A 21,631-nucleotide genomic window follows, 5' to 3' on the forward strand; every position below is an offset into this window, starting at 1 on the left:
ATTTTACCCCATATGCTCAATAATTATAGTTCTGAAGATAAAATTCTCCTTGCCGTTGATTGTATAATATTTGGTTTTGATGAGAATGAGCTTAAAATACTGCTCATAAAGCGCGATTTTGAGCCTGAAAAGGGAAAATTATCGTTAATAGGCGGATTTTTAAAACGTTCTGAAAACCTGGATGATGCGGCCAATAGAATACTTTTGACCCTGACTGGAATCCAAAATATTTATATGGAGCAGCTCTACACTTTTAGTAAAGTGGACCGTGACCCTGGAGAACGCACCCTCTCCACCTCCTACTACGCTTTAATCAACATTAAAGAACACAATGAAGATCTCAACCAGCAGTTTTCTGCGCAGTGGTACGGTATAGATGAGGCACCTGCTTTAATTTTTGATCACGGGGAAATGGTAGATAAGGCAATTAAAAGATTACGCCGCAGGGCTATATCAAAACCCATAGGCTTTGAACTGCTACCCGAAAAATTCACGATGAAGCAGCTGCAAAAACTTTATGAAGCTATTTTAGCCGAAAAACAGGACAAGCGTAATTTCATTAATAAGATCAACAGTTTAAAAGTCCTTATAAAACTTGATGAAAAAGATATGACCTCTTCCAGAAAAGGCTCGTATCTCTACCAGTTTGATAAAGAGAAATACGATGACAAGGTGCGTAATGGCTTCACCTTTAAGATCTAAAAAGTCAGGGTAATTAAACTTCCCTTGCCAAGCACACTGCTTACCTGAATTTTACCCTGATGTAAAGTCATAATCTGCTTGGAAAGGCTCAACCCTACGCCACTACCGGTTTTTTTAGTACTGAAAAAAGGTATAAAAATACTATCTAATATATCTTCGGGAATTCCATGACCGTTATCAGCAACCTGAATGATATTTTCCCCGCGCATATTCCGTTTTGCGGAAACCATAACTTCTCCTTTTTCTACAGAAGTACATGCTTCGATTGCATTTAAGATCAAATTAATCAGTACCTGCTCAATAAGGTAACTGTCAATTTGAAGCTCCATTTGTTCATTTTCAACAGAAAACAGCAACTTTATATTCTTTTTGGATAGAGAGGGCTGCATTAAATCCCCTAAACTTTTAAAAAGCTCCACTGCGGTGACATTGCTCACATTAATTTGTGTGACCTTATTGAGACTTCTATAGGTTCTGGCAAATTTCATCAGGCCTTCACTTCGCTTTTTTATACTTAAAATGCCGTCGTACATATCCTCCAGATTAAGTGGATCTGCTAAAGGATTGTCCAAACTTGACTCAAGTTGTTTTTGTAATGTTTCGGCAAGTGATGAAATGGGTGCGATTGAATTCATGATCTCATGCGTCATCACACTGAGTAACTTTTTCCAGGCTTCTGCTTCATTTTCATCTAGCGTACGTTCTATATTTTGAAGGACGATCAATTTATAGGAACCCTCCTCTAGTGTGAATACGGTATCTGATAACAATACTTTTAGTCGTTCGTTGTTCATCTCAAGATTTACCGTATTCGCGTTAGAATGGTAATTTTCAAAAAGTTCAGCGTAAACTTGCGGTCGGCGTTTTTCTAAGAATTTGATGTTCTTAAAGGAAGGGAAATCCAGGGTATTTAGAAAAGACTCGTTCGCCCACAACACATCACCTGTGTTCACATTGTAGGCAATTATACCCACATCAACCATTTCCAGGATTTTCTGTAAATACATAAATTGCATTTGCCGCTCACTGTTCATATCGCGAATGGTCCTATTGACCAGATTGAAACCGCCATTGAGTTTCCTCAGGTCCATAGGGCCGCGCTCTTCGACAAAAAAACGGGAAAAATCACGATATTTCACGGCCTCGAAGAAATCATCAACTGCTAAAAACCGTCTAGTGATAAATTGGTAGAGATTGAAGGCTGTAATTATTGCCAATAATGAGCCTGAAATGCTTGCGTATAGGTTTACTTCTAAAATCCCATAACACAATAAGAACAAAAATGCCGAAAGAACAAAAATGCGCAACCCTATTGAAAAAAAATAACTTTTATAGATCATGCTTTTCAAGTCTTCTGTAAAGTGCTGCCCGTGTAATACCAAGTTCGCGCGCAGATTTTGAAATATTACCGCTATTTTTTTCAATAACTTTTAAAATGGTGTTTTTTTCTAAAACTTCCAGGTTGGTTTCCCTAACCGCGATATCTTCCACTTGAGATTCTATTGATGAAAATACCAGGTCATTTTCTAACAATTCATCAGTTTCACTCATAATAACGGCACGTTCAAGCGCATACTGAAGTTCGCGCACATTGCCTGGAAATGTATGTGATTTTAGTTTTTTTACAAATCCAGCATCCATTTTTATGGGGGTTTTGCCATATTTTTCGGAATAAATGGCAATAAAATGATTGGCGAGCTGTAGGATGTCATTTTCCCTTTCCCGTAAGGGAGGCATTACAATATCTACGGTATTGATGCGGTAAATAAGATCTTTTCTAAATTTAGATTCATCGGCCAGTTCGCTCACCCCTGTATTTGTGGCGCAGATTAAACGTATATCTACAGGAATGGGCGTATTTGATCCCAATGGTGTCACTTCCCTATTTTGAAGTACAGTAAGTAATCTGGCCTGTTGCCTCAAGGTAATATTTCCTATTTCATCCAGAAAAAGTGTACCTCCATGAGCTGCTTCAAAGCGTCCTTTACGGTCTTCGCGAGCATCAGTAAATGCTCCTTTTTTATAACCAAAGAGTTCACTTTCAAACAAGGTTGAGGTCAAGGCGCCCACATCTACTTTTACGAAAGGCTTATTCCTTCGCTGGGAATGTTTGTGAATTGCCTGGGCGATTAGATCTTTACCGGTGCCGTTTTCCCCAAGAATCAAAAGGTTTGCGTCTGTGGGGGCCACTTTTTTTAGTTTTGTAAATACATGCTGCATCGCCTGACTTTCGCCTAAAATCGCCTCTTTTTCTCCAACCGATATTTTCTCTTTCTTATCCTTTTTCTTTTTCTCTACAAGTTCCTGGACGGCTTGTATGATCTTTTCATTTTTCCAGGGTTTTACGATAAAATCCGAAGCCCCTTCTTTTAGCGAGCGTATGGCGAGATCTATATCTCCATAAGCGGTTATAAGGATAACATCAAGTTGTGCCTGTATCAGTTTGATTTTTTTAAGCCAAAATATTCCTTCATTACCTGTATTCACCACCGCATTAAAATTCATGTCTAAAATTATAAGATCAAAAACATGCGCTTTTAAAAGGCTGTCCAGTGCGTCTGGACTTTTTGCCACCACCACTTCTTTCACCAGCGGTTTAAAAAGAAGCCGCAAAGCTGTAAGTATATCAGCATCATCATCAATTATAAGAAGGCTGGTATTTTTTAAGAGCATAAGCGGTTTATTGAATTTAGAGATGTTTAAAATTAGTGTTTTAAAGGTTTTAAACCCGTTATATGCAGCAATATCAAGAATACGGTTACTAAAACTTCAATTTTATCAAGTTGTTTTTATTGAAATGAAAACTTCCCAGTTTGTAGCATCTACTGCTCTACGAGGAAAACTTCTTTTCTCAATACTACCGTCACCAGCTACAATTTTAAACAATTCTATTTACGGAAATCAATATTATCCTTCTGAAATTCAAAATAGTATAATTTGTACCACCAGCGCACACCATCTGTTCAAAATCGGACACTTTATCCTAACATTTACTTTATTAATAACTGAAAATGAACACATTAACTTTTTGGCATTAATTTCTCTCTATACTTTTGAAATCTAATACATCCTATGGACATTCCTTTAAAAAAGAAACGCTTTACCACTTCAAGAATCCTGCTCATCGCCGGTGGCGTAACGCTTGTAGGCCTAGTTGTTTTTGTACTCCTCTCCTCTACCGGAAATTCTAAATTAAATGTAGAAACAGAAAGAATTAGCCTAAATACCGTCAAAAATGGCGTTTTTCAGGAGAATATTCCCGTAAATGGGGTGGTTTTACCTATTACTACTATTTATCTAGATGCTTTGGAAGGCGGCCGCGTGGAAGAAAAATTTGTAGAAGATGGTGCTATCCTGAAAAAAGGGGATTCTATTCTACGACTTTCCAACACAGATTTAGAACTCAGCTTAGTAAATCAGGAAACATCCGTATATAATCTGTTGACTCAAATGCAGATTCAGAAAACAGCGGCGCGGCAAAATACGATTAACAAACTCAACCAGATGACTGATGTTGAAAACCAGCTTATCGAGTCTGAAAGGATTTATGAAATGAATAAAAAACTCTATGATAAGGGTGTAGTTGCTGGTCAGGAATATGAGAAATCAAAAAATGATTACAATTATCAAAAAGAACGCATGAAGCTCACCCAGCAAATACTCAATCAGGATTCAATCGCCGTAAACCAGGAACAGAACCAGTCCCAACGCTCCTACGCACAGACCCAGAGCGCTCTCGAACTTATGCGTAAAAAAGTAGAAGACCTTGTTGTCAAGGCACCCGTAGATGGGCAGCTTACCTCTTTAGAAGCCGAAATAGGCCAAAGCAAAAACAAGGGTGAGCGCCTGGGGCAAATTGATGTGCTTAGTGGTTATAAAGTGCGTGTAGATGTAGATGAGCACTACATCTCCAGAATCTATACCGGCCAGCAGGGTACCTTTACCTTTGACGCTAAGGAATATGTACTGGCAATTAAAAAAGTGTACACACAGGTAACTAATGGTCGTTTTCAGGTAGATATGGTTTTTGAAAATGAAGCTCCAGAAGGTATTCGGCGTGGTCAAACCCTACAGATCAGGGTTGCATTAAGTCAGGAAAAACAAGCGCTCCTGATTCCGAAAGGTGGATTTTTTCAGCAAACTGGCGGAAACTGGATCTTTAAAGTAAGCGCAGATGGATCAATGGCCTACAAGCAGGATATTCAACTGGGCAGTCAGAACACAGAATATTATGAAGTTATTAGTGGCCTTGAACCCGGTGATCAGGTCATAACATCAAGCTATGATAATTATGGGGATGTACAGGAACTGGTGCTTCAAAAATAGAAATTAAGAGAACAGAAAAGAGAAATAAGACCTAAGATATTCAGAATTCAGGGTTCTAAACAAAATACAATCTACAGAATACAGAATACAGAATACAGAATACAGAATACAGAATACAGAAATTTAAATTATAAAAAATGACAACACTACTACTGGAACTCATAACCTATTTGGAATCTCTAATACTGAACGCATTATGATAAAAATAACTGACTTAGAAAAATATTACCGCACAGAAGAAGTACAGACCATTGCCCTGAACAAGCTTTCGTTTAATGTTCAGGAAGGCGAGTTTGTCGCTGTTATGGGTCCGTCAGGTTGTGGTAAATCCACTTTATTGAATATCCTTGGTTTGCTGGACGATCCAGACGGAGGCAGTTTTATATTCAATGGCATTGAAGTTTCTGGCTTCAATGAGCGGAAAAGGGCAGATTTACGCAAGCATAATATTGGTTTTGTATTCCAGAGTTTTAACCTCATCGACGAACTCACCGTTTTTGAAAATGTAGAACTTCCGTTGATCTATACCGGTGTAAAGTCCGCAGAGCGAAAGGAACGTGTGCATGAAGTATTGGAGAAAATGCAGATCATGCACCGCCGCAAACACTTTCCGCAGCAATTATCAGGTGGACAGCAACAGCGTGTTGCCGTAGCCAGAGCCGTGGTCAACAAGCCTAAATTGATCCTTGCTGATGAGCCCACCGGAAATCTGGACAGCAGCAATGGTAATGAAGTTATGGACCTGCTCACCGAACTCAATGAAGCCGGAACCACCATTATTATGGTAACACACAGCGAACACGATTCTAAATACAGCCATCGTATTATCAGGATGCTGGATGGTGAAAAAGTAACTGAAAATATCCTTTCTGAATTTAAAAGCTCAGCAAATACAGCGATGACCGAAGCAAACGATACGAAAGTTACAAAGGCCTAATCAACCTGGATCTAAGGGGATTCATTCATCAATCAAAATCAAATTAAAAATGATAAGAAATTATATCAAAATCGCCTGGCGGAACCTCAAAAAGAAACCGCTTTTCTCCTTTATCAATATTGTGGGGCTGGCTACCGGACTGGCGTGCACTTTTTTTATATACCTGTGGGTAAATGATGAATTGATGACCGATCGCTTTCATAAAAATGATGCAAGATTGTATCAAATCATGGAAAAAAGCACCGAAAACGGCAACATACTGATTCATGATCACACCCAGGGCCCACTGGCCGAGGCGCTGGAAAAAGAGTTCCCCGAAGTAGAACATGCCGTCACAGTAATGAACCTGGAAAAAGAAGGCATGGAAATCACCTTTACCAGTGACGACCACGCCTACAAATCGGCCGGGGTTTTCTCGAGTCCCAGCTTTTTTGACACTTTTACATTTCCATTTATTGAAGGAAATAAAGCGCAAGTGCTTCAGGAAAAAAACAATATTGTGGTTTCTGAAAACCTGGCTATAAAACTCTTCGGCTCCAGTCAGAAAGCGATGGATAAAAGTGTGGCGTATTCCATTTTTGGAGTAGATCACGTGGCTAAAATCAGTGGTGTTTTTAAAGATGTGCCCGCTAATTCCACTTTAAAATTTGATTATGTTTTGCCCAAAAGCAAATTGCTGGAAGACATCTGGACCAATGGAAAAGAATGGGGAAATACTGGCCCGGAAACCTATGTGCTGCTCAAACCCAATGCAGACGCAACGCTGTTTGAAGGAAAAATCGAAAATCTGATTGACAACTACCAGCAAGGGAATATTTTTTCTATTTTTCTTCGAAAATTCTCTGATGCTTACCTGCACGATAACTATAAAAACGGCATACAAAGTGGCGGGAGGATCACCTATGTAAAATTGTTCTCTTTTATCGCCATCCTGGTACTGCTCATCGCATGCATCAATTTTATGAACCTTTCTACAGCACGGGTCTCCAGTAGATTTAAGGAAATCGGAATTAAAAAAGTGGTGGGTACCAGTAGAAGGGCTTTGATGCTGCAGTTTTTAACCGAATCTGTAGTCTTGAGTTTTCTCGCTATGGTGCTTGCCATTGGCCTGGTTTTATTATTTACGCCAAGTTTTAATTACATCACCGGGAAAGCGCTTTCGCTGGAATTTTCGCTGTATAACATCATGCTTTTTCTGGCCATAACTCTGGCCACGGGCCTTCTTGCTGGAAGTTACCCCGCCTTTTATCTTTCCGGTTTTACCCCATTAACCACACTCAAGGGGAACTTTAAAGGAAAAATGGGCGAACTGTTCATTAGAAAAGGACTCGTTGTTTTTCAGTTTATGGCATCCATTATCCTGATCATTTCAGTGTTGATAATTAACAAACAAACCAATTTTGCGCTCAACAAATCCATCGGTTACCAAAAAGAGAATATCATCCATTTTGACCTTGAGAGCAAATCCAGTAAAGACAACGCTTCTTTTTTTAGTGGTCTGCGCAATGTGCCCGGCGTTTTAGATGCGGGCGGCATCAACCAGACGCTCATTCGTGAAGATGGGGGCTCTTCTACCTATGGTATTTCCTGGCCAGGCGAAAAAGAGAACAATCCCATTGATTTTCTGATACGCGGCATCGATGCGCACCTTATGAGTACGCTAAATATGAAAATGGCAGCTGGCAAACCCTATTCTGAAGATCTAGGCGCACTCGATTCTTACGTACTGTTAAACGAAACCGCTGCAAAAATCATGAACCTCAAAGATCCCGTAGGAACAAAAATCAACGTGTGGGGTGAAGATAAAACGATACTGGGTGTCATGAAAGATTTTCATACCGGTTCAGTCATGCAAAACATCCCGCCGCTCGTTTTTCATTACCGCCCCAAAGAGGCTACGATGGCTATGATAAGCATTAAACCGGGAAATGAAAGAAAAACCCTGGATGGCATCAAAAATTATTATGAGCAGTACAACAGCGGTTACACCTTTGACTTTAAATTTCTGGATGACACCTTTCAGGCGCAGTACACTACAGAGCAGCATATCCTAAAACTGGCAGGCTATTTCGCCTATATGGCCATTATCATTTCCTGTTTGGGACTGCTGGGCCTTGCCGCTTTTAATGCTGAAATGCGTAAAAAAGAGATCGGCATACGCAAGGTGCTGGGCTCTTCTTCGCTGGGCATTTTACGCCTGTTAAATACGGATTTTATAAAACTGGTAGGCCTTTCGATAATTCTGGCCGTTCCCATCGCCTGGTATGTCATGAACCGCTGGCTATCGCAGTTTGTTTATAAAATTGATCTGGGCTGGTGGCTTTTTGCACTTGCGGGCTTTATAGCGCTGCTTATCGCCCTGATTACCGTGAGCGCACAGGGGTTAAAAACCGCAATGGCCAATCCGGTAAAGAGCTTACGCACGGAATAAATCTCCAGACCTCACGGGTTTTTGAAACCTGTGAGGTTTCATTAATAATCTATACCGCCAACAACCGGGTTAAATCAATCAAAAAAAATCAATCATGCTCAGAAATTATTTCAAAACAGCGTTTAGGCACATCTTAAACAACAAAGCATTTTCAGCTATTAATATTTTAGGGCTTTCCATTGGCATTTGTGCCGCGATGGTTATTGCTATGATTGTATATTATGAGCTTAGTTACGACACGTTTATACCTGATGAAGAAAATGTTTATCGTGTTGTTTTAGATGCAAAATTTAATGGAACTGAAGGTCACAGTGCCGGAGTGCAGGCTCCCCTAGGAGCCGCAATTGAGCAGGAAGTAACAGGAGTAGATAAAGTAGTTCCGCTTTTTCAGTTTCATGGAGATGTTACCGCAACAATCACTAATAAAGATAATTCTTCTAAACAGACAATTTTCAAAAATCAGGATAATGTTATTTTTACAAATGCCGATTATTTTGCTTTGATCCCCTATAAATGGCTGGTTGGTTCTGTGACCTCAGCTTTAAAAAATCCTTTTGCTGTCGTTCTTACAGAGAATAAAGCAAGAAAATATTTTCCAGGTCTTGCACTTAATAAAATCGTAGGAAAACATATAACCTACAACAACGATCTTTTGGTAACGGTTTCCGGGATCGTAAAAGACCTGACAGAGCAAACTACTTTTGAGGCTAGGGAATTTATTTCGTTACCTACCATTTCCGAAACCAGCCTGCAGGAAAACTTTATGATGACCGTCTGGAACGATTGGATGGCCTATTCTCAACTTTATATAAAATTAGCTCCGGGAACAAACCCATTACAAACGGAAGCGCAGCTTAAAGATTTGATGAATAAATACAATACGAACGCAAATCAGGATGAAAATAATACCATGTCCTTTCACCTGCAGCCGCTTAGCGATGTTCATTTTAACCGGCTGTATCCCGGTGTAGGGCAAAGAATAGCTCATAAACCTACGCTTTATACGTTGCTTGCAGTAGCTGGATTTTTATTATTATAAGGCTGTATTAATTTTATCAATCTTACCACGGCCCAGGCTTCTCAACGGGCTAAAGAAATAGGGATTCGCAAAACGATAGGAAGTTCAAAAAAGCAGCTTGTTTTTCAGTTTTTGGGAGAAACATTTTTAATCACCCTCCTGGCTTCGGTTATCGCATTTGCATGTATTCCGGTTCTGTTAACCGTATTTTCAGATTTTACGCCCCCTGGCCTACATTTTAATCCGTTTCATCAATATTCAACATTTGTTTTTTTATCGGTTATAATTGTTCTTGTGAGCTTTTTTTCAGGAATATATCCTGCGCTTATTTTATCGGGTTATAAACCTGTTGCGGTATTAAAGAGCAATGTATTACTGGCTAATCAAAGGCAGCATACCTGGATACGACATTCTTTAATCGTTTCCCAGTTTGTAATTGCACAATTTTTTATCATTGTTACCATCATGGTTAGCAAGCAGATCAATTACTCCATAAATTCAGACCTAGGCTTTAATACAGAAGCTATTATTACTTTTAATACGCCGCGAGATACGGTTGCTTCCCACAAACAGCAATTGCTTAACGACATTAATACGGTACCTGGAGTAGAACTTGCCGCTAGTGGTTTTTTATCTCCGGCCGATAAGGGCGTGGCTTTTACAACTATTGAATCCCCGAGCAAACCAGATGTAAAAGCAAATATCCAGATACGCTGGGGCGATGCTAATTATCTAAAGGTTTATAAACTGAAACTCTTGGCTGGCAGAAATATAGCTTCTTCTGGAAACGGCAACGAATTTCTAATTAATAACAAGTATGCTAAATTATTAGGTTATACCAATCCGGAGGATGCTCTGGGAGCGTCATTAAAGTTTAATGGACAGACCATGCCTATTGTGGGCGTGATGCAGGATTTTCACGACCAGTCAACAAAGGTAACCATAAGTCCGCTGGTCTTTTTTGGCGGAAATGAGGGATCTACTTTTCATATCCGTCTTAAATCGGGCGAAGCTGGTGGCAGTTCCTGGTCACGGTCAATAAGTGCTATTGAAAATGCCTTTAAGCAGACATATCCCGAAGAAACATTTCAATATGCTTTTTTTGATGAAACCATTGCCAGCATGTATGAAACCGAAATGCGCACCGCCCGCCTTTTAAAATGGGCTACCAGCCTTTCCATATTCATCAGTTGTCTTGGTCTTCTGGGCCTGGTGATTTTCACTATAAATTCAAGAATAAAAGAAATAGGAATCCGGAAAATATTAGGGGCTTCCGTAAGTCAAATTGTAGCGGTGCTCTCCAAAGATTTTATTCGCCTGGTACTAATCGCCTTTCTTATTGCTGCGCCGCTGGCCTGGTGGGTAAGTTCTAAGTGGTTGCAGGATTACGCCTACAGAACGCCCATGAACTGGTGGGTATTTGCTTTGAGCGGCGCTTCAATGGTAGTTCTGGCACTGGTTACCCTGAGCATACAAAGTATAAAAGCAGCCATGGCAAACCCGGTGAAAAGCTTAAAAACGGAATAAATCCCCAAACCCCCATAAAGGGAATTACCATCAATTACGATCTATTGTGGGCCTCCTTATCGGTTGTATATAAAATACATGAAATATTGGTCTAAAAGGGTCAAAATTGATCAAAAAGCAGCATTAAATTGAATAAAATCTGTATCAAAATCGAGCATCAACTGTACTAAAACCGATCACCTATGGAATAAATTAGGATTTTAAAATATTGAATTTCAATACTTTATAGATTTGGCATTATTATCTCTTTATTTTCAGTAGAACTTAAGAAAGTATCAGATAAGAAATAAAATTAAAAATTGCTGTAAAACCTTCAAAATCGGTCTAAAATGCTCAAAAATCACCTGAAAATAGCCTGGAGAAACATCGCTAAATATAAAGCCAACAGCCTGATTAATATCCTGGGACTGGCCGCGGGTCTTACTTGTGTGATTCTGGTTGCGCTTTATATTCAGGAGGAATTGAAGTATGACCAGTTTTTTGACGATGCCCAATCGGTTTACCGGGTCAATATTGACAGCAAGATGGGCGACAATAGTTTTTATGCCGGCTACACTCCGCCACCGGCTGGAAAAACACTGGTTGAAAATTTTCCGGAGATTATAAGCTATACGCGTATTTACCGGCCGGGAACAGATGTTCTGGAATATCAAAACGGGACTGAAAAAAAGTTCTTTAATGAAACAGATATCTATGCTGTAGATGCCAATTTTCTGGAAGTTTTGACCTATCCGCTCGCGAAGGGCAATCCTAAAACCTGCCTGCTGGAAAAAAACAGTGTGGTTATTACCCCGGCTATTGCCAAAAAATATTTCGGCGATGCAGATCCTATGGGGAAAACCCTAATTTACGGAACCGATAAAACACCGCTGCGCGTTACCGGAGTTTTGGCCGATATGAACAACGTTCCCGCTTCGGTCACTTTTGATATGCTTACTCCCATAAAAAATTATGCTGATGTGACCTACTTTGACTGGAGTTGGGTTTGGCTTAATGTCGCTACCTATGTAAAAGTGAGCAAAACTGCCGCGCAAAACCCTAACCTGGTCACCAATCTGGAAGCCAAATTTCCTGAAATGTTGCGGGTACAGGCAGCGCCCGCTTTTGACCGTATCGGCCAGCCGCTGGATGAATTTCTTAAAAAAGGCAACAAATGGGATTTAAAACTTCAGCCGCTGCTGGATGTTCATTTGCATTCCGGTGAGATCATCTCATCCATAACAGATCAGGGCGACATTAAAAACCTGTACATTTTTGGTATTATCGCCGTTTTTATTATCGTGCTTGCCTGCGTTAATTTTATGAATCTGGCCACGGCACAATCGGTAAAACGCAGTAAAGAGATTGGGATTAGAAAAGTGCTGGGTTCCAAACGCTCACAGCTCATCCGGCAATTTCTTTCCGAAGCTGTTCTTTATACTTTTATCGCTACGCTGGTGGCTGTCTTTTTGGCTGCGTTGTTGCTTCCGTTTTTTAATGAACTTGCAGGGAAAAACATTCCCATAGCAGCGGTTTTTAGCCTCAATATGCTGATTTTGATAGTGGCTTTAAGTGTGATCACTGCACTTTTAGCCGGTGTTTATCCAGCTTTCTATCTTACTTCATTTTCCCCTGTAAAAGTGCTTAAAGGCGGCAGCTCAAAGATTCTTAAAAGCAGATTTATACGCAATGAACTGGTGGTTTTTCAATTTGTAATCGCCATTGCCCTCATCATTTGCACCCTGGTGGTTTACCAGCAGATACAATTTACGAGCAATCATGATTTGGGTTATGACAGGGAAAATGTGCTTATTCTGAACAATGCCGGTAAACTGGGGGTAAGTGAAGAAACCTTTAGGCAGGAACTGGCCGCGATGCCCCAAATAAAAAGCGCTACCATTTCTAGCGACATGCTCACGAAATCCTCCTTTGGTGACTTTTATGTTCCGCAGAATAGTAATCCGGAAGAATCTGTGGCTAAAGATATTGCCCTGAATTCTTATTTAGTCGACGATCATTTTATAGAAACTCTGGGATTAAAATTGACAGAAGGACGCGCATTTGATCCAGAATTTAATGATTCTCTTTCTGTGATTTTAAACGAAACCGCTGCGAAACAAATAGGATGGAAAAATGCACTGGGCCAGTATATTGAATATCCGGGCGGCGAATACCAGAAATTTAAAGTTATAGGCGTACTGGAAGATTATAATATTGAATCGCTGCACAGTTCCATCGCGCCTTTTGCCCTATTCTCGCAGACTTCAAAAAGCTATGAAACCGGCATTTCCTATATCACGCTCAAGTTGGCCGCCGGAAACCCGGAACAGACCATCAGCAGCATACGACAAAAGTGGCAGGATTATCTCCCCGATGTTCCTTTTGAATATTCCTTTCTCGATGAAGCCTTGAATTCAGCCTACGCATCTGACCAAAAAACAGCTGGACTTTTCGGGGTTTTTACTTCGCTTTCCATTTTCGTTGCCTGTCTGGGTCTGTTCGGTTTGGTTGCTTTTAGCGCGCAGCAGCGCAGTAAGGAAATAGGCATCCGCAAGATTTTGGGTTCCAGCGTTACAAATATTGTAAAACTCCTTTCAGCAGAATTTGTAAAAGCCGTAGTTATCGCCCTGTTGATCGCCTCGCCCATTGCCTGGTATTTTATGCACAACTGGCTGCAGGATTTTGCGTATCGTATTAACATCTCCTGGTGGGTGTTTATAGTCGCAGGATTGGCAACTCTTTTTATTGCCCTGCTCACCGTAAGCTTCCAGGCCATTAAAGCTGCGCTCGCAAATCCCGTAAAAAGTCTAAAAACGGAGTAAATCCCCCTAACCCCAAAGGGGGAATTTCTACAATTACGATCTATTGTAGGCCTCCTTATCCGTCTTGTCTAAAAACATGAAATATTGGTCTAAAAGGGTCAAAATTGATCAAAAAGCAGCATTAAATTGAATAAAATCTGTATCAAAATCGAGCATCAACTGTATTAAAACCGAACACTTATTGCTATTTAAAAATTATTAACTTTCTCTTTATTAGATAATTAACTATTTGGCATTATTATACCTTCTTATCTATAGCGTTCAACATATAAAACAACCACAATGCTCAAAAGTCATTTTAAAATTGCCTGGCGGAATTTAAAAAAGGATAAATTCTACAACTTAATTAGCCTTTCTGGGCTTACGATTGGGCTTACGATTGCACTATTCATTATTATCTGGATGCAGTCTGAACTGAGCTACAATTCTTTTAAGGGCAACAGCGATAAGCTCTTTCGTGTATCAAGCAATATTCAAAGTGGCGATGGGAGGGAAACATGGGGATCTTCTACGGGACCGGTCGCAGCCTATGCAAAATCAGATATCCCAGAGGTAAAACATGCGGTACGGGTTAAGGAAAATTGGGATTATAGACTGTACAGTGTAGGTAAAAATGATTTTGAGATCAATGGGGCTTATGTGGATATTGAATTCTTCGATGTGTTTCAGCGGAAGGTCCTGGCCGGGGTTCCACAGCAATTTCTGACTGATAAAAAAGCGGTGGTGCTCACCGCTTCTACAGCTCAGAAACTTTTTGGAACCGTTGAAGCTGTAGGAAAAACCATTGTAGCAGATCATCAGGACCTTTTTACGGTTATGGGCGTGGTTGAAGATGTTCCAGAGAACTCCAGCGTGGCTTACGAAATGTTTTTTTCGTTAGAAGTTTTAAAAGAAGAGTATGCTAATAACCCTTATTGGAAGTCTATGGATTCTGATTGGGGCAACTTCAAGTTCGTTACCTATTTAGAATTAAAAAATGCGGCAGATGTTTCAAAAGTAAGTCAGAAAATGACCGCTATTCAGCAGAAAAATGATCCTAATGCCGAATTGTTTAAGTCTGACGAAGCTTATTATTTACAACCTATAAGCGATATGAATCTATATAGTGCCGGAGGTGAGCCTCAGGGTATCAATACTGTGAAGATTTTTGGCATAGTCCTGTTTTTGATATTAGCCATTGCCTGCATTAATTATGTCAACTTATCCACTGCCAGAGCATTTCAACGGGCAAAAGAAGTAAGCATCCGTAAAATTATTGGTGCAGATAAAAAAAGCCTATTTGCACAGTTTATTGTAGAATCAGCACTCTTTTTTAGCGCTGCTACCCTTCTGGCCGCTGGACTTGTTTATTTATTGGTGCCGGTATTTAGGGAAATTTCAGGTAAACAACTCGTGATAGATTTTTTTCAGGGTCAAGTGTTACTTTTGATTCTAGCGGTATTTATAGTAGTTCTAGTGGTTTCTTCCATTTATCCGGCGGTGATGCTTAGTTCGTTCAAACCATTGCTCGCAATAAAAGGTGGGGCAGTTGGTTTAAGCAAGGGAACATTCAGGAAAATCCTTGTAACCATACAATTTGTATTTTCTGTTGTATTGATAATAGGAACCCTTGTGATCTCACGCCAACTCGAATTTTTAACTTCTAAAAATCCAGGTTATGACCGTAGCCAGGTTCTTAATTTCTGGATGAGCGATGAAATGAATGAACATGCGGCAACAGTAAAAAATAGGCTTGAAAATCTTCCTGGAGTTAGCGGCGTCTCATTTGCCTCAAACTCAATCATCAACAATGGAAATACCACCGGTGATGTTTCCTGGGACTCGAGCATGCTTAAAAACGGCCTTATTGTTACCCCCATGGCAATTGATGAAAATTTTATTCCACTTTTAAAAATGAACCTAACGGCAGGTGAAAATTTTAAAGGGATCAGCACAGACTCTACCCATTTTATTCTGAATGAAACTGCTGTAAAACTTAGCGGTATTACAGATCCTATTGGGAAGAACTTTAAACTTTTTGAACGCGAGGGAACCATTGTAGGTGTAGTACAAGATTACAATTTTCAATCACTCAAAAACACTATTGGCCCGGCAGTGATGTATTACGAGCCTGAAACCTACCGCGTGTATCTTAAAACATCTGGTGATAACACAGCCGCTACCATTGCTGCTGTAGAAGAAATATGGAACGAATATACGCCTGAATTCCCCCTGGATTATTCATTTCTGGATGCTTCTTATGAAAATATGTACCGCGAAGATCAACGTACAGGAAAACTGTTCTACATTTTTGCGGTCATTGCCATTTTTGTCTCCTGTCTGGGACTGTTCGGTTTGATCACTTATGCCGCCCAACTCAAAAAAAAGGAAATAGGCATCCGGAAAGTGCTCGGCGCTTCGGTTTTTCAGGTAATTAAACTGCTATCGCGTGATTTTCTCATTTTGGTAATACTTTCCGCAGTGATCGCCATCCCGCTCGCATGGTATTTTATGCAGCTCTGGTTACAGAATTTTGAGTACCGAACGCCAATGAGTTGGTGGATTTTTGCACTTGCCGGCGGGATTACGCTAGGGATTGCCCTGCTCACCGTAAGCTTCCAGGCTTTTAAAGCTGCGCTCGCAAATCCCGTAAAAAGTCTAAAAACAGAATAAATCCCTAAACCCCCATAAAGGGAATTACTATCAAGTACGATCTATTGTGGGCCTCCTTATTGGTTGTCTATAAAAAACGTGAATTATTGGTCTAAAAGGGTCAAAATTGATCAAAAAGCAGCATTAAATTGAATAAAATCTGTATCAAAATCGAGCATCAACTGTATTAAAACCGAACACTGTAATAATTAAATAAAATCATAAATCATTATTTATCAGTTATTTAAATACTTGGCATTATTATCTCTTAACTGCTTATAGCTGTTTATATCTTTTAAAATCCATTTGTTAAACATAATTCAGCATAAAGTCGAATTATAAAATTTGACATATTTCTTAAGAACTACACTAAATGTTGAAAAACTACCTAAAAATCGCCTGGCGGAATTTGATTAAAAACAAAGTTTATTCATTTATAAACATCTTCGGGTTAGCGCTTGGCCTTGCAGTGACTATTATTATTGGGTTGTGGATTGCGGATGAATTTGAATATAACAATCATTTTGAAAGCAAAAAACAGATTGCTCAGATAATGCAAAAGCAAACAATCAATGATGATATTGAAACAAGTGAAGGACTTCCTTTAGCATTGGAATTTCAACTGCGCGAGAATTTTAAAGATGTGTTTGATTATGTGGTAATGTCATCAAGAATCGATACTCGTTATCTCACAGTAAAAGATAAAGTTATATCCAGCAATGGGCGTTTTATGCAAAGTGATGCCCCAAACTTGTTGGAATTGAAAATGCTTGAGGGCAGTTTAAATGGTCTAAAGGAGAAAAACTCTATTCTTTTATCTCAAACAACGGCTAAAACACTTTTTGGAAATAAATCCCCATTGGGAGAAGCTATTGTTTCAAACAATGAATTTACCATGATTGTAACGGGAGTTTATAAGGATATCCCTACTAACAACAGCTTCAGTGATATGGATTTTATAATGCCCTTTAATCATTGGATGTCGTCTCATTGGGGATGGCTTGAAAATCAAAATTCTAATTGGGCTTATAATCCATTTTTTATTTACGTAAAACTGTCAAAAAACTCCAATTTGACTGCTGTAAATACACGAATTGAGAACGTGAAAAAAGATAACCGTCCCGGCGGGGATATGTTTAATTCGAAATTGTTTGTTTTCCCGATGAAAGATTGGTATTTGAATTCCAATTTTGAAGCCGGCGTACAAGTTGGTGGGCGCATTGAAAATGTTTGGCTGTTTGGCATCATTGGATTGTTTGTTTTAATTCTTGCTAGTATTAATTTTATGAACCTTAGTACGGCAAGATCGGAAAAACGTGCGCTCGAAGTGGGCATTAGGAAATCTATCGGCTCAACAAGAAAACAACTTATCCACCAGTTTTTAAGCGAGTCATTCCTAGTTGTTTTATTAGCATTTATCATTGCTATTGGTATTGTATCAATTTCTCTTCCCGCATTCAATTCAATTGCATCCAAAGAGGTTAATTTTCCATATGCCAATCCAAAATTTTGGATTATTTCATTAAATTTTATTTTTCTTACCGCAATGTTATCAGGCAGTTATCCAGCATTATATTTATCATCTTTTAAGCCTATTAAAGTATTGAAAGGGACATTTAAAATGGGCAACCTTGCAGTGATGTCAAGAAGGATTCTTGTAGTCACTCAATTTACAGTATCCATTGCTTTAATTATCGGAACGCTTATCGTAATGAAACAAATTGATTATGGTAAACAAAGAAAGATGGGTTTTGATAGTTCTCAATTGATCCAAATTCCTACAAGTAGTCAGGATTTTACAAATAAGTATGAATTAATGCATGATCAGTTTTTAAATACTGACGCCGTAATTAAAATGGGCTGGGGAACCAGTCCTATTACAAATATTTGGAACTACCAGTCGGGATACGAATGGGAAGGAAAGCCTAAAGATTTCAAAGAAAATTTAGCTCAAATGGCGGTATCATACGATTATATGGACGCAGTAGGAATGAAAATAGTACAAGGTCGATTTTTTTCCCGAGAGTTTGCTACAGATTCAAATGCTGTTATTTTAAACGAAACAGCTGTGAAATATATGGGTATTGAAAACCCTATAGGTAAGTATATTAGCGCAAGTGACGCAAGTGCTAGTGAATTCTCAATGCAAATTGTGGGTGTTAGTTCAGATGTAATAAACGAATCTGCCTATGAGGCAGTTTCACCGCAAATGTATCAATTTGGTCAAGGTAGCGGTGGTTTTTATTTTTTGAAACTTAATCCAGAGCAAAGTATAAAGAGAAACTTAGAAACGATTGAAAAAGTGTTTAAAAATAATTTTCCTAATCTCCCTTTTAGCTATGATTTTGTAGACGAAGAATACGCACATAACTTCGCAGCCGAAGAGCGTATAGCGAGCCTTGCCAACATATTTACAATATTGGCCATATTCATAAGTTTCCTCGGTCTTTTCGGATTGGCTTCCTTCGTGGCGGAACAGCGCACAAAAGAAATTGGTGTTCGTAAAGTGCTTGGAGCCACTGTCGGAAACTTGTGGATATTATTATCAAAAGATTTTATTTTTTTGGTTTCGCTATCCTTTTTAATCGCAACACCTATCGCTTATTATTTTATGAGCAATTGGACTGAAAAATTCTTATATAAAACAGATATCTCAGCTACAATTTTTGTGAGTGCAGGTTTGGGCGTAATGTTGTTAGCCATTATCACCGTAAGCTTCCAGGCCATTAAAGCCGCACTCGCAAACCCGGTAAAAAGTCTAAGAACCGAATAAAAATTGGCTAAAACTTGCTATAAATTGGCCTATTTCAATCAAAAAACAATCAAAATGATCAAAAACCACTTCAAAATTGCCTGGCGGAATTTTCAGAAAAACAAGCTGCAAACGCTTATAAATCTTTTGGGTTTGACCGTTGGCACGGTATGTTGTTTAAGTATATTAACCTATGTGGTAGCCCAGTTTGGCTACGATGAAGATTTTACAGATTCTAACTTGATTTACAGGGTCAACACCTCTATTCCAGAGCATGATGATGGGGTGCTTTCTGCCGGGGTTTCACCACCCATTGCTTTTGCTTTAAAAGAGGATTTTCCAGAAGTAGAGAAAGCGTGCCGTGTGGTCTATTTTGGTTCGGGCAACGATGGATTATTGCGAAATCCAGAAACTGATGAAGCGTTTTATGAGACCCGTGGATATCTTGCGGATTCTACCTTTTTCAATTTATTTAATTTTCCATTTGTGGAAGGTAAGGCAAATGGTTCTTTGACACAGCCCAATTCCATCGTGCTCTCACAGGCACTTGCAGCTAAACTTTTTGGTACTGAAAAAGCACTTGGCAAAACCTTGATCCTGGGAAGTGGTGAGCAAGAACAGACCCTACATATAAAAGGTGTTTTTAAGGAAGATTTCAGCAAAACCCATTTAAAACCCAATTATATCCTGACCATGAATTCTGGCGGTTTGGGACAACACGTGCAAAATGTGCAGAATTTTGCCACGGAAAATTTTGCAATAAGCTACTTAAAAGTAAAACCTGGCGCCTCTATTGAGAACCTGGAAGCCAAAGTACCTCAATTTTTACAACGACATGGTGTAAAGGACTTTGCAGAAGTCGGTTTTCACAAAAACCTAAAATTTCAAAAAATCACGGATATTCATTTATATTCCAAGGGAATTCAACACCAAATAGATTCAGTTTCTGATATAAATTATCTCTATATATTACTCATTTTGGCGCTTTTTATTCAGTTGGTCGCCTGTATCAATTTTGTAAACTTAAGCACGGCAAGGGCAAACAAAAGAGCGAAAGAGATAGGGGTGCGCAAGGCAATTGGCGCAGAAAAAGGCGATTTAATCAGTCAATTTTTAGGGGAATCAATACTACTTTCTTTTATCGCCTCCCTAATAAGTATTCCACTAACCCTCGTTACGTTACCCCTCTTTAACACATTGACACAAAGCACAATTGAATATGCTCAAATTCTTGATTGGCGAATTCTGGTTGGGCTTTTAGTACTGGGACTTTTGACAGGCCTGATAGCTGGGATTTACCCCGCGCTCATACTGTCATCCATAAAACCGGTGAAAGTTTTAAAAGCTTCGGTAAGCCTTAAGATGGGAAGCGGCCATTTGCGTAAAGCTTTGGTCGTGTTTCAGTTTGTGGTTTCCATCAGTTTAATTTCTGGGGTGATCATCATTACGCAACAAGTAAAACATGCCCAGAAAATGGATATGGGTTACAATAAAGAAAATCTACTGGCCATAAAATTGGGAACGCAGGAGCTTTCAGAAAAATTCACCAGTATACAAACGAATTTCAAAAGCGTCAACGGAATCAAGGAGGTTGCGGGTACCAATTATTATCCTTCGCAATTTATTTTTGGTGATATGGGTTTGATACTTCCCGGAGCAAATCTGACTGACAGGACCCTGGTTCATTACAATGGTGTGAGCTCAAAATATCTGGAAACAGTGGGTACAAAACTACTCGCTGGCAGAAACCTCAGCGATACAGACGACAACCAGATCTTAGTCAATAAAGCTACGCTAGACGCCTTCAAAATTCCGTTAGATAAGGCCATTGGTTCTATTCTCGTCAATAACTACAATGGGGAAATTGACGAGTATGAGATCGTAGGTGTGACCGAAAACTACAATTTTATGTCCTTAAAAGATAAAATAGAGCCCCTGCTTCTTTACAACGAGACAGCACCGGATTATGTGATCATCAAAGCTGAAACAGACGATTACGAAACACTTTTAAATAACCTTGAAAGGTCCTGGAAATCCATCAATCCCAATGCGCCCTTTGTTTTTCATTTTATAGATAAAGAAGTAGAAAAATTATATGCCGAAGAAAAGCGCCTGGGGCAAATTTCGGTGGTATTTACTTCGCTGGCCATCTTCATCAGTTGTTTGGGTTTATTCGCGCTTGTATCCTTTATAGCCGAACAAAAGAAAAAAGAAATAGGTATTCGCAAAGTACTTGGCGCTAGCGTGAACAATGTCATTAGAATGTTGACTACAGACTTTATAAAACTTGTGGGAATCGCATTTGCAATTGCCACTCCCCTGGCTTATTTCCTAATGCAAAAATGGCTTCAGGATTTTCCCTATAGAATTGAAATGGAATGGTGGTTTTTTGCCATTTCAGGTTTGGGAGCGCTTATAATAACCCTATTGACCGTAAGCTTCCAAGCCATAAAAGCCGCAATAGCCAATCCCGTTAAAAGTTTAAGAACCGAATAAAATACACCTT

At 39.4% G+C, this 21,631-nt stretch carries 12 protein-coding genes; 10 read left to right on the forward strand and 2 right to left on the reverse strand.

The window, feature by feature from the left end; all coding sequences use genetic code 11:
* Window positions 1-12: 12 nt before the first annotated feature.
* Window positions 13-702 (forward strand): NUDIX hydrolase, encoded by a 690-nt coding sequence (locus P162_RS00660; RefSeq protein ID WP_031425220.1) that lies wholly within the window; start codon window positions 13-15, stop codon window positions 700-702.
* Here the strand turns inward: P162_RS00660 and P162_RS00665 are convergent.
* On the reverse strand, window positions 699-2,042 hold the full coding sequence (locus P162_RS00665; RefSeq protein ID WP_031425222.1) for a sensor histidine kinase: 1,344 nt from the start codon (window positions 2,040-2,042) through the stop codon (window positions 699-701). The genes P162_RS00660 and P162_RS00665 overlap by 4 nt on opposite strands.
* The gene (locus P162_RS00670; protein WP_031425224.1) at window positions 2,032-3,375 is read right to left on the reverse strand and encodes a sigma-54-dependent transcriptional regulator; all 1,344 of its coding nucleotides are present in this window, start codon (window positions 3,373-3,375) and stop codon (window positions 2,032-2,034) included. The genes P162_RS00665 and P162_RS00670 overlap by 11 nt, the downstream gene beginning before the upstream one ends.
* A gap of 399 nt (window positions 3,376-3,774) precedes the next feature.
* On the opposite strand from P162_RS00670, the gene P162_RS00675 reads away from it, so the two are divergent.
* The 9 genes from P162_RS00675 to P162_RS00715 all read left to right on the forward strand — a co-directional run bounded on the left by P162_RS00675 (window position 3,775) and on the right by P162_RS00715 (window position 21,621).
* Entirely contained in the window at window positions 3,775-5,028 is a 1,254-nt protein-coding gene (locus P162_RS00675) for an efflux RND transporter periplasmic adaptor subunit (RefSeq protein ID WP_031425226.1), read from the forward strand.
* 196 nt (window positions 5,029-5,224) lie between these two features.
* Window positions 5,225-5,965 carry an ABC transporter ATP-binding protein gene (locus P162_RS00680; RefSeq protein ID WP_051907705.1) on the forward strand — a complete coding sequence of 247 codons (741 nt, stop codon included), beginning with the start codon at window positions 5,225-5,227 and terminating at the stop codon, window positions 5,963-5,965.
* 49 nt (window positions 5,966-6,014) lie between these two features.
* Window positions 6,015-8,396: an ABC transporter permease gene (locus P162_RS00685; protein WP_031425229.1), complete on the forward strand. Its 2,382-nt coding sequence runs from the start codon at window positions 6,015-6,017 to the stop codon at window positions 8,394-8,396.
* A gap of 94 nt (window positions 8,397-8,490) precedes the next feature.
* The gene (locus P162_RS00690; RefSeq protein WP_051907706.1) at window positions 8,491-9,435 is read left to right on the forward strand and encodes an ABC transporter permease; all 945 of its coding nucleotides are present in this window, start codon (window positions 8,491-8,493) and stop codon (window positions 9,433-9,435) included.
* Window positions 9,436-9,450: 15 nt separating this feature from the next.
* A complete protein-coding gene (locus P162_RS00695) occupies window positions 9,451-10,941 on the forward strand; it encodes an ABC transporter permease (protein WP_316931614.1) in 1,491 nt (496 codons plus the stop codon).
* Between the two features lie 329 nt (window positions 10,942-11,270).
* On the forward strand, window positions 11,271-13,742 hold the full coding sequence (locus P162_RS00700; protein WP_031425231.1) for an ABC transporter permease: 2,472 nt from the start codon (window positions 11,271-11,273) through the stop codon (window positions 13,740-13,742).
* Window positions 13,743-14,024: 282 nt separating this feature from the next.
* Window positions 14,025-16,394, forward strand: coding sequence for an FtsX-like permease family protein (locus tag P162_RS00705; RefSeq protein WP_031425232.1), 2,370 nt, complete (start codon window positions 14,025-14,027; stop codon window positions 16,392-16,394).
* Window positions 16,395-16,746: 352 nt separating this feature from the next.
* Window positions 16,747-19,146, forward strand: a complete 2,400-nt coding sequence (locus P162_RS00710) for an ABC transporter permease (protein WP_031425234.1) — start codon at window positions 16,747-16,749, stop codon at window positions 19,144-19,146.
* Window positions 19,147-19,200: 54 nt separating this feature from the next.
* Window positions 19,201-21,621, forward strand: coding sequence for an ABC transporter permease (locus P162_RS00715; protein WP_031425235.1), 2,421 nt, complete (start codon window positions 19,201-19,203; stop codon window positions 21,619-21,621).
* Window positions 21,622-21,631 lie beyond the last annotated feature (10 nt).

It is taken from the genome of Flavimarina sp. Hel_I_48 (assembly GCF_000733945.1).
GTDB lineage: Bacteria > Bacteroidota > Bacteroidia > Flavobacteriales > Flavobacteriaceae > Leeuwenhoekiella.